Below are 14314 nucleotides of genomic sequence, written 5' to 3'. Positions count from 1 at the left end.
GGGCCGACCCGCCGTCCGGTGGACCCCACGCGTGGCGCCCCCGGGCTCCCGTCGCGTACGGTGGACGGCTGTCATGCACGTCAGAAGGGGGCCTGGTGGCCGCTCAGCAAGCCGCGCACGCCGCTCTCGAATCGGTCCGCGCACGCGAGATCGGTGTCGAACAGAGCCATCTCGACCAGGTCTACCGACGCCTTGAGGAGAAGATCCAGGACGCCGAGTTCCTGATGCGCGACGCGGCCCAGCGGGGCCAGGTCGGCACCCCCGGCGCGCTCGCCGAACGGGACGCCCAGGTCTTCCGCGCCGGTATCCATCTCAACCGGCTCAACAACGAGTTCGAGGACTTCCTCTTCGGACGGATCGACCTGCTCCCGGGCAAGGACGGCGAGAAGGGCCCGGACGGGGCCTACACCTCCGTCGAGCCCGCCGACGGGGCGGTCCGTACCGACCCGCAGGACCCGGACCGCAAGCTCGCGGACATCGCGGAGACCCTGCACATCGGCCGGATCGGTGTCCTCGACACGGACTACGCGCCGCTGGTCATCGACTGGCGGGCGCCCGCCGCCGCGCCGTTCTACCGCTCCACGCCCGTCGACCCGGGACGGGTGGTGCGCCGCCGGGTGATCCGCTCCAAGGGCCGCCGGGTGCTCGGTGTCGAGGACGACCTGATGCGTCCCGAGCTGACCGCGCGCCTGGGCGGCGAGGAACTGCCCGTCATCGGCGACGGCGCCCTGATGGCCGCGCTCGGCCAGGCCCGCAGCCACACCATGCGGGACATCGTCGCGTCCATCCAGGCCGAGCAGGACCTCGTCATCCGCGCGCCCGCCGCCTCCGTCACCCTGGTCGAGGGCGGCCCCGGCACCGGCAAGACCGCCGTCGCCCTGCACCGCGCCGCGTATCTGCTCTACCAGGACCGGCGCCGCTACTCCGGCGGCATCCTGATCATCTCCCCGACCCCGCTGCTCGTCGCGTACACGGAGGGCGTGCTGCCCTCGCTCGGCGAGGAGGGCCAGGTCGCCATCCGGGCCCTCGGCTCGCTGGTCGACGGCGCCGAGGCCACCGTGTACGACACCCCGGCGACCGCCCGGGTCAAGGGCTCGTCGCGGATGCTGCCGGTGCTGCGCAAGGCCGCGCGCGGCGCCCTGGACCAGCGCCCCGAGGGCGTCCCGCCCGAGGCCACGAACCGGCTGCGGGTCGTCGTCCACGGCCGCCGGATCGAACTGGACGCCGACCGGCTGGCCCGTATCCGCGAGGTGGCCCTCAGCGGCACCGCCCCGGTGAACCTGCTGCGCCCGAGAGCCCGCAGACTGCTGCTGGACGCCCTGTGGGAGCTGTCGGGCTCCGGGTCCCGGCACTCCGATCCGCAGCTGTCCGCGGAACTGCGGTCCTCCTTCGACGAGGACGTCACCACCGAGGACTCGTTCCTGCACTTCCTCGACGCCTGGTGGCCGGAGCTGACCCCGCGCCGGGTGCTCGCCGCGATGGGTGACGAGCGGCGCCTCGCCCGCTGGTCGCGCCGGGTGCTCGCGGGCGGTGAGGTGCGCCGGGTGGCCCGTTCGCTCAAGCGCGACGCGCTCTCCGTCCACGACGTGGCCCTGCTGGACGAGCTGCACGCGATCCTCGGCGCCCCGGCCAAGCCCCGCAAGCGGCGTGAGCTGGACCCGCTGGACCAGCTCACCGGACTGGAGGAGCTGATGCCCGTCCGCGAGGAGAGCCGCCGGGAGCGGGCGGACCGGCTCGCGGCCGAACGGGTGGAGTACGCCCACGTCATCGTCGACGAGGCGCAGGACCTCACGCCCATGCAGTGGCGGGTGGTCGGCCGCCGGGGGCGGCACGCCACCTGGACGGTCGTCGGGGACCCGGCGCAGTCGTCGTGGTCGGACCCGGACGAGGCGGCCGAGGCCCGTGACGAGGCGCTGGGCACCCGCCCGCGGCGCCGCTTCACGCTCACCGTGAACTACCGCAACCCGGCCGAGATCGCCGAGCTGGCCGCGAAGGTCCTCGCCCTGGCGATGCCGGGCGCCGCCTCCCCGTCGGCCGTGCGCTCCACCGGGCTGCTTCCCCGCTACGCGGCGCTCGCCGGGGACGGCTGGGGGAGCACCGTACGGGCGGAGGCGGAGCGGCTGCTGGGTGAGGTCGACGGCACGGTCGGCGTGGTCGTCGCGATGAACCGCCGCGCGGAGGCCGCCCGCTGGCTCGCCGGGCTGGGGGACCGGGTGGTCGCCCTCGGCAGCCTGGAGGCCAAGGGACTGGAGTACGACGCCACGGTGGTGGTCTCCCCGGCCGAGATCGCGGACGAGTCGCCCGCCGGACTGCGGGTGCTGTACGTGGCGCTGACCCGGGCGACCCGGCAGCTCACCGTGGTCTCCGGACCGCGTGACGAACCGGACGCCGACGGGGTCCCCGACCTGCTGCGGGACTGACGGCCCGGCCCGGGAGCGGGGGACCGGCGAGACCGCCGGGCCCCCGCCGCGCGCCCCGTCCGGCGGGTGGCGCATGCCCTCCATCCGGCCGGATACGGAACCCGATGGTGCCGGGGGAATTGCCTTGCGGGGATCGTTTGTTACCTTGGATGTGACACCGGCCCGATCCAAGCCCCCGGGCCCAACCTTCGTCGCTTCGAGCGACCACTTGCCGCGAGGCGAGCATGGCGGGTCGGTGTCACCTAAACGTTCCGGAGAGGCCCGCGTCCCTGTGACGCGGGCCTCTTCCCGTTGCCCCGCCGATCTCGTATGGTGGAAAAACTTTTCCGCCGTAAGGGTTCCGGTGCGCGCGGGTGTGATGAACAAAACGTTCGCAATCCGGGGCGGCTAACACGTACCCGGCGGTAGGTGCGACCATCGGAAGGCGCTGTCCGGCCCCGCCGGGCGGCGCGCACGTGGCACGAAGGCGTGCACGCGACACAGAGGGAAGAAGAGGAAGTCGGTCATGGCAACGGCGCCCAGCGTCTCCTACTCGATGACGGTCCGCCTTGAGGTGCCCGCCAGCGGAACAGCGGTATCGCAGCTCACGACCGCGGTCGAGTCCTCCGGCGGCTCGGTGACCGGCCTGGACGTCACGGCCTCCGGCCACGAGAAGCTGCGGATCGACGTCACGATCGCCGCGACCTCCACCGCGCACGCCGAGGAGATCGTCGGCAAGCTGCGCACCATCGAGGGCGTCGTCCTCGGCAAGGTCTCCGACCGTACGTTCCTGATGCACCTCGGCGGCAAGATCGAGATGCAGTCCAAGCACCCCATCCGCAACCGTGACGATCTCTCCATGATCTACACGCCCGGAGTGGCACGTGTCTGCATGGCCATCGCCGAGAACCCCGAGGACGCCCGCCGCCTCACCATCAAGCGCAACTCGGTGGCCGTGGTCACCGACGGCTCCGCGGTCCTCGGCCTCGGCAACATCGGCCCCAAGGCCGCGCTGCCCGTGATGGAGGGCAAGGCGGCCCTCTTCAAGCGGTTCGCCGGGATCGACGCCTGGCCGCTGTGCCTGGACACCCAGGACACCGACGCGATCGTCGAGATCGTCAAGGCCATCGCGCCCGGCTTCGCGGGGATCAACCTGGAGGACATCTCCGCGCCCCGCTGCTTCGAGATCGAGGCCCGGCTGCGTGAGGCCCTCGACATCCCCGTCTTCCACGACGACCAGCACGGCACCGCCATCGTCGTCCTCGCCGCGCTGACCAACGCGCTGCGCGTGGTCGGCAAGGGCATCGGTGACGTCCGCGTCGTGATGTCCGGCGCGGGCGCAGCCGGTACGGCCATCCTGAAGCTGCTGCTGGCCGCGGGCGTCAAGAACGCCGTCGTCGCCGACATCCACGGCGTCGTCCACACCGGCCGCGCGGACCTCGTCGACGCCGCCGGCGACTCGCCGCTGCGCTGGATCGCGGACAACACCAACCCGGAGGGCCTGTCCGGCACCCTCAAGGAGGCCGTGCGCGGCGCCGACGTCTTCATCGGCGTCTCCGCCCCGAACGTCCTCGGCGGTGAGGACGTGGCCGCCATGACCGAGGACGCGATCGTCTTCGCGCTGGCCAACCCGGACCCCGAGGTCGACCCCACGATCGCCCGTCAGAGCGCCGCGGTCGTCGCCACCGGCCGCTCCGACTTCCCCAACCAGATCAACAACGTGCTGGTCTTCCCGGGTGTCTTCCGCGGTCTGCTGGACGCCCAGTCCCGGACCGTCAACACCGACATGATGCTGGCCGCGGCCCAGGCCCTCGCCGGTGTCGTCACCGAGGACGAGCTGAACGCGAACTACATCGTGCCCAGCGTCTTCAACGACAAGGTCGCCGGAGCGGTGGCGGGCGCGGTCCGCGAGGCGGCGAAGGCCGCCGCGGTCGCCGCCTCGGGCGTCAACGCCTGACCCCACCGGACACAGGCTGTACGGGGGCCCTACGCCCCCGTACAGCCACGCAGGACCAAGCGGGCCCAGGTGGACGCAGCAAAGGGGCGCGGGGAACCGCGCCCCACGAACGCCCCCCACGGGAACAAGTCGGCCCACGAGGGCGTACCCAAAGGGGCGCGGGGAACTGCGCACCCACGAACGACGGCACAGGAACAAACACGCCCAGGTGGACGCACCAAGGGGCGCGGGGAACCGCGCCCCACGAACGCCCCGCACGGGAACAAGTCGGCCACGAGGGCGTACCCCAAGGGGCGCGGGGAACTGCGCACCCACGAACGACGGCACAGGAACAAACACGCCCAGGTGGACGCACCAAGGGACGCGGGGAACCGCGCCCCGCGAACGACCCGCACCGGGCGAGGTACGTCCACGAGGGCGTACCCAGGGGCGCGGGCCGCGCCAGGCCACCTGTGACGGGCACCACGCCCGGCCTTCCGACGGCGCGTCGGCGATCACCGGGACGGACCACCCGCTTAGGGTGGCGGGCAGCCAGGGGGGTACCCCCGTACCCGGAGCCCCCTGCGTTCCGCTGCCGGGAGCGAACGGAGCGTCACCATTTCGAGGCAGTGGCGCTTTTCGTGTGACTCCCAGGGGTGCCGGATTGGCGTTCCCGCCGCAGGTGGGGGCAGGATGCCTCTCTGGGCGCGAGGGTCTGGCTACGGACCCGGGTCCGGGGCCCGACCGAGGACCCTGGCAGCATCGGCTTCGATCTCACGCCTCAACGGCAAGATGAACACGGGAGTACAAACATGAACCGCAGTGAGCTGGTGGCCGCGCTGGCCGACCGCGCCGAGGTGACCCGCAAGGACGCCGACGCCGTGCTGGCCGCGTTCGCCGAGACTGTCGGCGAGATCGTCGCCAAGGGCGACGAGAAGGTCACCATCCCCGGCTTCCTGACCTTCGAGCGCACCCACCGTGCCGCTCGCACCGCCCGCAACCCGCAGACCGGTGAGCCGATCAACATCCCCGCCGGCTACAGCGTGAAGGTCTCCGCCGGGTCCAAGCTGAAGGAAGCCGCCAAGGGCAAGTGAGCCCCGAGGCATCCTCACCTTGAACGGTGAAGGGGCGGCACCCGGTACCGGGTGCCGCCCCGTCGTTGTTCCCGCCGTTCCCGCCGGACTTCTTCCGGGCGTACCCGGCCCACAGGCCGGGGCCACGCGCCGGATGGCCCGTACAACGGCCTCAGCGGGCCGCCTGCGGGCCGACCGCGCCGACCGGGCCCAAGTGGCCCGGCCCGGTCCGCGCGGGGCTCAGTCCGCCGTCGTCCGGCCCGGCAGCTCCACCTTCGCGCCGAGGTCGTTGAGCTTGGCCATGAAGTTCTCGTAACCCCGGTTGATCAGCTCGATCCCGTGCACCCGGGACGTGCCCTGCGCGGCGAGCGCGGCGATCAGGTACGAGAAACCGCCCCGCAGGTCCGGGATGACGAGATCCGCGCCCTGGAGCCGGGTGGGCCCCGACACGACCGCCGAGTGCAGGAAGTTGCGCTGCCCGAACCGGCAGTCGGAACCGCCCAGGCACTCCCGGTACAGCTGGATGTGCGCACCCATCTGGTTGAGCGCCGAGGTGAAACCGAGCCGCGACTCGTACACCGTCTCGTGGATGATCGACAGACCCGTCGCCTGGGTCAGCGCGACCACCAGCGGCTGCTGCCAGTCCGTCTGGAAACCGGGGTGCACATCGGTCTCCAGCGCGATGGCGTCGAGCGTGCCGCCCGGGTGCCAGAACCGGATGCCCTCGTCATCGATCTCGAAGGCACCGCCCACCTTCCGGTAGGTGTTCAGGAACGTCATCATGGACCGCTGCTGCGCGCCCTTGACATAGACGTTCCCCTCCGTGGCCAGCGCGGCGGACGCCCAGGAGGCGGCCTCCAGCCGGTCCGAGAGGGCCGCGTGGTTGTATCCGCCGAGCTCGTCCACACCGGTGACACGGATCGTGCGGTCCGTGTCCATGGCGATGATCGCGCCCATCTTCTGGAGCACGCAGATCAGGTCCTCGATCTCCGGCTCCACGGCCGCGTTCGAGAGCTCCGTGACGCCCTCGGCGAGCACCGCCGTCAGCAGCACCTGCTCGGTGGCGCCCACGGACGGGTACGGCAGCCGGATCTTGGTGCCGCGCAGCCGCTGCGGGGCCTCCAGGTACTGGCCGTCGTCCCGCTTCTCGATCCGCGCGCCGAACTGGCGCAGCACGTCGAAGTGGAAGTCGATGGGGCGGCCACCGATGTCGCAGCCGCCGAGACCGGGGATGAACGCGTGGCCCAGCCGGTGCAGCAGCGGGCCGCAGAACAGGATGGGGATGCGCGACGAACCCGCGTGGGCGTCGATGTCGGCGACGTTCGCGCTCTCCACATGGGTCGGGTCGAGGACAAGTTCGCCCGGTTCCTCACCGGGGCGGACCGTCACGCCGTGGAGCTGGAGCAGACCGCGGACGACCCTGACATCACGGATGTCCGGAACGTTGCGCAGTCTGCTGGGGCCGCTGCCGAGCAGCGCGGCGACCATGGCCTTCGGCACGAGGTTCTTCGCGCCGCGGACACGGATCTCGCCCTCCAGCGGGGTTCCGCCATGGACAAGCAGGACATCGTCGGTGACGGTCATGTATCTCGCGTTCCGGGTGAGACGGGCAGGGGGCCGAGCAGCAAGCGTAATGGCCGTGTACCCCCCTTCTGTAAGCCCATGGGGGGTCCAAGGGCGTCATGACTTGGCCACAACACGGAACGCTCACCACCGGCCACCCCCCGTGACCTTCCGGAGGTCGCGCGCCCGGCCGCCGCGGCGCCCCCCGGGCCGCTTCCGGCCGGGTACGGGACAGCCGCCCGTGGGGCGTCCACCTGGCTACGGGGTGTGCGCGCCGGCCCGTGTTCACCCGGGTACGGGAGTTGGCTCCCCGTGTACGGGGAAGATGCGGGATCATGTCATCCATGACCGAGGTGTCCTCGCTCACAGGGCGGTTGCTCGTGGCCACGCCCGCCCTGGCGGACCCGAACTTCGACCGCGCGGTGGTGCTGCTCCTCGACCACGACGAGGAGGGCTCGCTCGGCGTGGTCCTCAACCGGCCCACGCCCGTGGGCGTCGGCGACATCCTGGAGGGCTGGGGCGAGCTGGCCGGTGAGCCGGGCGTCGTCTTCCAGGGCGGTCCCGTCTCCCTCGACTCCGCGCTCGGTGTCGCCGTCATCCCCGGCGGCGCATCGGCGGAGCGGGCGCCGCTCGGCTGGCGGCGGGTGCACGGCGCGATCGGCCTGGTCGATCTGGAGGCCCCGCCCGAGCTGCTGGCCGCGGCGCTGGGCTCGCTGCGGATCTTCGCCGGGTACGCGGGCTGGGGACCGGGCCAGCTGGAGGCCGAACTGGGCGACGGCGCCTGGTACGTGGTCGAGTCGGAACCGGGGGACGTCTCCTCGCCGGTCCCGGAGCGGCTGTGGCGCGAGGTGCTGCGCCGCCAGCGCGGTGAGCTGGCGATGGTGGCGACATACCCGGACGATCCGTCGCTGAACTGACGGTGCCCGCCCGTCGGCCACCGCCCGGCCGGTGACCGGCGGGCGGGGGATCGGAAGGCCGCGCGCTTCAGTACCCTTGGCTGCTATGAGCACTCTTGAGCCCGAGCCCGAGCGCGGGACTGGTACGGGAACCCTCGTCGAGCCGACGCCGCGGACTTCGCACGGTGACGGTGATCACGAGCGCTTCGCCCACTACGTCCAGAAGGACAAGATCATGGCGAGCGCGCTCGACGGCACGCCCGTCGTCGCGCTCTGCGGCAAGGTGTGGGTGCCGGGCCGCGACCCGAAGAAGTACCCGGTGTGCCCGATGTGCAAGGAGATCTACGAGTCCATGGGCATCGGCGGCGGCAAGAACGACAAGAACGGCAAGGACAAGAAGTAGCCCCGGCGCCCCCTGGCGGGGGCGCGTTTCCGCCCCGTCCCCCGGGCGGGACCGCGGGCGTGGGGCCGACGGGCCCCGGGGGCGACCACCGCGCACGGGTGGCCGCCCCCGGGGCCCGTCGGTCTGTCCGGAACCCGGCACCGCGCCTTCGCGGGCGCGGGGGAACCCCGTCCCGGACCTGAGCCCTTGCGTTCGTCCTTAGTCCTTGCGTCCGCCCTGAGCCCGTGCGCTCGCCCTGGGTCCGCGCCGCCCTGGGCGTTGCGTTCGCCGTGAACCCGCGCTGTCCCGGGGCCTGCGCCGCCGGGACCGCACCGCCTTGGGCCTTGCGTTCGCCCCGGACCTTGCGTTCGCCGCGGACCCGCGCCGCCCCGGACCCGCGTCTGCCTGTCCTGAAACCCGCACTGTCCGGTTCTAAACCCGCGTGGTCCGCCCTTTACCTGCGGTGGTCCAGACCTATCGGTCGACAAACCCCGGCAAATCACCTTCGCCGTTGCGCGGGATGCTTTCTTCGGTCACGGACTGGTTGAGACCACTTGTCGGACCCCTGATGTCCCCTTAGCCTCCGTCATGTTGTGCACCGCGAAACACCCGTTGCGCATATTGCAACGTGACTCGGAGGATCGCTCGATGAAGGTCTCACTGAAGTTCGTGCACCGGGCGACGCCCACCACGCCCCGCAGCTCCACCTCCCACGCCCGCCGCGCGGCCGTCGCCGCGCTGCTCGTGGCCGGTCTGACGGCGACGGCCTGCGCTCCGCAGACCTCCGACAGCGGTTCCGACAAGGACGAGAAGACCGGCACGCTGCGGGTCTGGCTCTTCCAGGAGGTCAACAACAAGCCGAAGCAGGAGGTCGTCGACCGCGCGGTGGCCGACTTCAAGAAGGCCAACGACGGCGCCGACGTCAAGGTCGAGTACATCCCGGTGGAGACCCGCGCCGAGAAGATCAAGGCCGCGTTCAACGACCCCAAGAGCGCCCCCGACATCATCGAGTACGGCAACACCGACACCGCCGGCTATGTGAAGGACGGCGGACTCGCCGACATCACGAAGGAGTTCGGCGAGTGGACCGAGTCCAAGGACACCGACCCCACCGCCCGTGAGTCGGTCACCGTCGACGGCAAGGTGTACGGCGCCCCCTACTTCGTCGGTGTGCGCGCGCTCTACTACCGCACCGACATCTTCAAGGACCTCGGCCTCGACGTCCCGAAGACCCAGGCCGAGCTCATCAGCACCGCCAAGAAGATCCGCGCGGAGAAGCCCGAGCTGTACGGTCTCGCGGTCGGCGGCGCCTACACCTACGGCGCGATGCCCTTCCTCTGGTCCCACGACGGCAACATCGCCACCGAGTCCGGCGGCACGTACCGCTCGGCCATCGACAGCGCCGCCGCCCAGAAGGGCATCAAGGCGTACACCTCGCTCTTCGGCGACGACAACTGTCCGGCCTCCAAGTGCGCGGGCATGGGCGGCAACGACACCGTCACCGCCTTCGCGTCCGGCAAGGCCGGTATGGCGATAGGCGGCGACTTCAGCCACGCCGCCGTCGAGGCGGGCAAGGTCAAGGGCAACTACGCCGTCGTCCCGCTGCCGGGCGTCAAGGAGGGCGACATCGCCCCCGCCTTCGCGGGCGGCAACAACGTCGGCGTCCTCAAGAGCACCCCGCGCCGCACCCTGGCCGTGGAGCTGATGAAGGAGCTCGCGGACAAGAAGACGCAGGGCGAACTCTTCGACGCGATGGGCTTCCTGCCCACCTACACCGATGTCCGTGAGGATGCCGCGAAGAACAAGCCCTTCATCAAGCCGTTCATCGACACCCTCGCCTCGGGCGCCAAGTTCGTCCCCGCCTCGCCCGCCTGGGGCCAGATCGACGCCTCGCTGGTGCTGCCGACGATGTTCCAGGAGGTCGTCAGCGGCCGCAAGGACGTCGCCGCCGCCGCCAAGGACGCGGCGAAGAAGATGGACGACGCCTTCGGTACCGCGGGCTGAACCGGACCGCCGACCGATGACGCACGACATCACACTCAGCAAGCCCGACGGGCCCACCGCGGCGGGGCGGGGGCCCGGCGGGTCCGCGCCGGGCCCCCGCCGGGTCCGCAAGCGGCCCCCCGGGCGCCGCGGTCCGGCCTGGACCCCCTGGCTCTACCTCGCGCCCGCCCTGGTCGTCCTGGCCGCACTGCTCGCCTACCCCATCTACCAGCTCGGCCTGATCTCCTTCCTGGAGTACACCCAGGCCCAGGTCAGCGGTGGTGAACCCACCACCTTCAAGGGCTTCGGCAACTACGCGGAGCTCTTCCGCGACGAGCAGTTCTGGCAGGTCCTGACCGCCACGGTCGTCTTCGCCGCCGCCTGTGTGATCTCCACCCTCGCCGTCGGCTGCGCGCTCGCCGTCCTGCTGACCCGTATCCGCGCGGTGCCGAGGCTCATCCTGATGATGGCCTCGCTCGGCGCCTGGGCGACCCCCGCGATCACCGGCTCCACGGTGTGGATGTTCCTCTTCGACCAGGACTTCGGCCCCGTCAACAAACTCCTCGGACTGGGCGACCACTCCTGGACCTACGACCGGTACAGCGCCTTCGCGCTCGTCCTGTTCGAAGTGGTCTGGTGCTCGTTCCCGTTCGTGATGGTCACCGTGTACGCGGGAATCCGCGCGGTGCCCAGCGAGGTCCTGGAGGCGGCGTCCCTGGACGGCGCCTCGCAGTGGCGGATCTGGCGGTCGGTGCTCGCGCCGATGCTGCGCCCGATCCTGGTGGTCGTCACCATCCAGTCCATCATCTGGGACTTCAAGGTCTTCACCCAGATCTATGTGATGACGGGCGGCGGCGGTATCGCCGGCCAGAACCTCGTCCTCAATGTGTACGCGTATCAAAAGGCGTTCGCGTCCTCGCAGTACAGCCTGGGTGCCGCCATCGGCATCGTCATGCTGCTGATCCTGCTCGCGGTCACGCTCGTCTATCTGCGGCTGCTGCGGCGGCAGGGGGAGGAACTGTGAGCGGGACGGCGGTGCACGGAGGCGGTCCCAGGACGGACGGCACGAAAGGCGAGGGACGCGCCGCGGGGACCTCGCGCCTCGGCGGACTGGTCCGCAGGCCGTGGCGGCTGGCGGCGGAACTCGCCGCGCTCGTGATCGCCGTGGTGGTCGCGTTCCCGCTCTACTGGATGGTGCTCTCCGCGTTCAAGCCCGCCGGGGAGATCGAGTCCACGAATCCCCGGCCCTGGACGCTGAGCCCGTCGCTGGACTCCTTCCGGCGGCTGTTCCAGCAGGAGGAATTCGGCCGCTACTTCCTCAACAGTGTGGTCGTCGCGGTATCCGTGGTGCTCATTTCCTCGGTCATCGCATTCCTGGCGGCGACCGCCGTCACACGATTCAAGTTCAAGTTCCGCACCACGCTGCTCATCATGTTCCTCATCGCCCAGATGGTGCCGATGGAGGCCCTCGCCATTCCGCTGTTCTTCCAGATGCGGGACCTCGGCCAGCTGAACACCCTGGGCGCCCTGATCCTGCCGCACATCGCGTTCTCGCTGCCGTTCGCGATCTGGATGCTCAGAGGATTCGTGAAGGCCGTACCGGAAGCCCTGGAGGAGGCCGCCGCACTCGACGGGGCGAGCCGCACCCGATTCCTCTGGCAGATCCTCTTCCCGCTGGTCTTCCCGGGACTCGTGGCGACGAGTGTGTTCTCGTTCATCTCCGCGTGGAACGACTTCCTCTTCGCCAAGTCCTTCATCATCAGCGACACTTCGCAATCCACGCTGCCGATGGCCCTGCTCGTCTTCTTCAAACCGGACGAGAACGACTGGGGCGGAATCATGGCGGCCTCTACAGTGATGACCATTCCGGTACTGATCTTCTTCGTCCTGGTGCAGCGCCGCCTGGTGTCCGGGCTCGGCGGCGCGGTCAAGGACTGACAGGACCGAGGCCGCCGGGAAGGCCGACGCGAAGGTCCCGCCGCCCCGGCGGGACCCCGGACGAGACGGGCCCCTCGGGGGCACCGGAAGGGACTGACGCCGCTGTGACGGCCGGGACGGACCACCAATGACACGAGTGACGCGAGTGACATGACTGGCACCACGACGGACGACCACGACGGACACGACGGACACGGGACGGGTGACGAGATGACGGGTGACACAGTGACGGACACGAGCGGGACCGGGACCGGGGCCGCCGGGAGCGCCGCACCGGACGGGGCGCTGCTGCCCGCGCCGCTGCGGCTGGAGCGCACGGGCGAGGTCCCCGTGGCCCTGCACGACGGCACCCTGCTGGTGACCGGACCCGGTACGGAGGGGGTCGCCCGCTGGCTGCGCGCCCACCTGGGAGCCGCCACCGGACTGCCCCTCGGCGAGGCCCCCGCGGACTCCACCGCCCCGGTCGCGGACCCCTCGGCGCCGGACCGGCTGGACCGGCTGGCCCTGGCCGTCGACCCCGAACTGCCCCGGGAGGGCTACCGGCTCACCGTGGCCGCCCCGGCGGCCCGGATCGAGGGCGGCAGCGCCGCCGGTGTCTTCTACGGCGCCCAGAGCCTGCGTCAGCTGCTCGGCGCCGACGCCTACCGCCGCGCGCCCCTGGACCGCGACCGGACCTGGACGCTGCCCCGGCTCACCGTCGAGGACGCGCCGCGCTTCGGCTGGCGCGGCATGATGCTCGACGTGTCACGCCACTTCACCCCGAAGGACGGGGTGCTCCGCCATCTCGACCTGCTGGCCGCGCACAAGCTGAACGTCTTCCATTTCCATCTCACCGACGACCAGGGCTGGCGCGTCGAGATCAAGCGCTACCCGAAGCTCACCCAGGACGGCGCCTGGCGCTCCCGCACCAAATGGGGCCACCGGGCGTCCCCGCTGTGGGACGACAAGCCCCATGGTGGCTTCTACACCCAGGAAGACATCCGGGAGATCGTGGCCTACGCGGCCGAACGCCATATCCGTGTCATCCCGGAGATCGACGTACCCGGGCACTCGCAGGCCGCCATCACCGCGTACCCGGAACTCGGCAACACCGATGTCGTGGACACGGCCTCCCTCTCCGTCTGGGACAACTGGGGCGTCAGTCCCAACGTACTCGCCCCCACCGACAACACCCTCCGCTTCTTCGAGGGTGTGCTGGAGGAAGTCCTCGAACTCTTCCCCGCGGACCACACGCCGTTCATCCACATGGGCGGCGACGAGTGCCCCAAGGACCAGTGGAAGGAGTCCCCGGCGGCGCAGGCCCGCATCAAGGAACTCGGCCTGAGGGACGAGGACGAACTCCAGTCCTGGTTCATCCGGCACTTCGACACCTGGCTCTCCGCGCGCGGACGCCGTCTCATCGGCTGGGACGAGATCCTGGAAGGCGGTCTCGCGCCCGGCGCGGTGGTCTCCTCCTGGCGCGGCTACGGCGGCGGCATCACGGCCGCGCGCGCGGGCCACGACGTCATCATGTGCCCGGAGCAGCAGGTGTACCTGGACCACCGGCAGAGCGGCGGCGCCGACGAGCCGGTCCCGATCGGGTTCGTGCGCACCCTGGAGGACGTGTACCGCTTCGAGCCGGTGCCGCCGGAGCTCACCCCTGAGGAGGCCCGTCATGTGCTGGGCACCCAGGCCAATGTGTGGACCGAGGTGATGGAGGGCCCCGCGCGCGTGGACTACCAGGTCTACCCGCGGCTGGCCGCGTTCGCCGAGGTCGCCTGGAGCGCGCTGCCCGCCTCCGCCGACCGGGACTTCGACGGCTTCGAGGCACGGATGACCGAGCACTACCGGCGGCTCGACGCCCTCGGCGTCCAGTACCGGCCGCCCACGGGCCCGCTGCCCTGGCAGCGGCGTCCCGGGCTGCTGGGCCGCCCGATCGACGGCGCCCCGCCGAACGTGTGACCCCGCGGGACGGACGCACCCTCCGCCCGTCCCGCCCCCTCCGGGCCCGTCCGCGCGCACCACCGCGGACGGGCCCGCTCGTGTGCCCGGACGCCGCCGCGAGCGGTGCGGGTCCGTCCGCCGCGAGCCGCGCCGGTCCGCGCGAGGCGAGCTGTGCCGGTCCGTCGCGAAGCGAGGGAAAAGTCGTACAACGGACACCGAAA

10 protein-coding genes are annotated in these 14314 nt (G+C 71.2%); 9 read left to right on the top strand and 1 reads right to left on the bottom strand.

From position 1 onward, the window contains the following. Positions 1 to 95 precede the first annotated feature (95 nt). The 3 genes from AB852_RS33620 to AB852_RS33610 all read left to right on the top strand — a co-directional run bounded on the left by AB852_RS33620 (position 96) and on the right by AB852_RS33610 (position 5429). The gene (locus AB852_RS33620; RefSeq protein WP_073794013.1) at positions 96 to 2420 is read left to right on the top strand and encodes a HelD family protein; all 2325 of its coding nucleotides are present in this window, start codon (positions 96 to 98) and stop codon (positions 2418 to 2420) included. 505 nt (positions 2421 to 2925) lie between these two features. Beyond that, positions 2926 to 4356 (top strand): NAD-dependent malic enzyme, encoded by a 1431-nt coding sequence (locus tag AB852_RS33615; protein WP_073794010.1) that lies wholly within the window; start codon positions 2926 to 2928, stop codon positions 4354 to 4356. A 791-nt stretch (positions 4357 to 5147) separates the two neighbouring features. Further along, a complete protein-coding gene (locus AB852_RS33610; protein ID WP_016645140.1) occupies positions 5148 to 5429 on the top strand; it encodes an HU family DNA-binding protein in 282 nt (93 codons plus the stop codon). 219 nt (positions 5430 to 5648) lie between these two features. Here the strand turns inward: AB852_RS33610 and murA are convergent, their stop codons facing one another. Further along, positions 5649 to 6992 carry a UDP-N-acetylglucosamine 1-carboxyvinyltransferase gene (gene murA, locus AB852_RS33605; RefSeq protein WP_073794006.1) on the bottom strand — a complete coding sequence of 448 codons (1344 nt, stop codon included), beginning with the start codon at positions 6990 to 6992 and terminating at the stop codon, positions 5649 to 5651. A 323-nt stretch (positions 6993 to 7315) separates the two neighbouring features. Here murA and AB852_RS33600 point away from each other — a divergent pair, with 323 nt between their 5' ends. The 6 genes from AB852_RS33600 (at position 7316) to AB852_RS33575 (ending at position 14111) form a co-directional block, all read left to right on the top strand. Next, positions 7316 to 7888 carry a YqgE/AlgH family protein gene (locus AB852_RS33600; RefSeq protein WP_073794003.1) on the top strand — a complete coding sequence of 191 codons (573 nt, stop codon included), beginning with the start codon at positions 7316 to 7318 and terminating at the stop codon, positions 7886 to 7888. A gap of 85 nt (positions 7889 to 7973) precedes the next feature. Beyond that, the gene (locus AB852_RS33595; RefSeq protein WP_073794000.1) at positions 7974 to 8270 is read left to right on the top strand and encodes a DUF3039 domain-containing protein; all 297 of its coding nucleotides are present in this window, start codon (positions 7974 to 7976) and stop codon (positions 8268 to 8270) included. Positions 8271 to 8897: 627 nt separating this feature from the next. After that, positions 8898 to 10253 carry an extracellular solute-binding protein gene (locus AB852_RS33590; protein WP_079185101.1) on the top strand — a complete coding sequence of 452 codons (1356 nt, stop codon included), beginning with the start codon at positions 8898 to 8900 and terminating at the stop codon, positions 10251 to 10253. Between the two features lie 16 nt (positions 10254 to 10269). Next, positions 10270 to 11256, top strand: coding sequence for a carbohydrate ABC transporter permease (locus tag AB852_RS33585; protein WP_073793997.1), 987 nt, complete (start codon positions 10270 to 10272; stop codon positions 11254 to 11256). Positions 11257 to 11342: 86 nt separating this feature from the next. Continuing rightward, positions 11343 to 12170: a carbohydrate ABC transporter permease gene (locus AB852_RS33580; RefSeq protein WP_073794461.1), complete on the top strand. Its 828-nt coding sequence runs from the start codon at positions 11343 to 11345 to the stop codon at positions 12168 to 12170. 150 nt (positions 12171 to 12320) lie between these two features. After that, the gene (locus AB852_RS33575; protein ID WP_245877014.1) at positions 12321 to 14111 is read left to right on the top strand and encodes a beta-N-acetylhexosaminidase; all 1791 of its coding nucleotides are present in this window, start codon (positions 12321 to 12323) and stop codon (positions 14109 to 14111) included. Positions 14112 to 14314: the final 203 nt, after the last annotated feature.

Source organism: Streptomyces uncialis, assembly GCF_001905345.1.
Classification (GTDB): domain Bacteria; phylum Actinomycetota; class Actinomycetes; order Streptomycetales; family Streptomycetaceae; genus Streptomyces; species Streptomyces uncialis.
The sequence above is the reverse complement of the archived record's forward strand: the minus strand, read 5'-3'. Positions and strand labels throughout refer to the sequence as shown.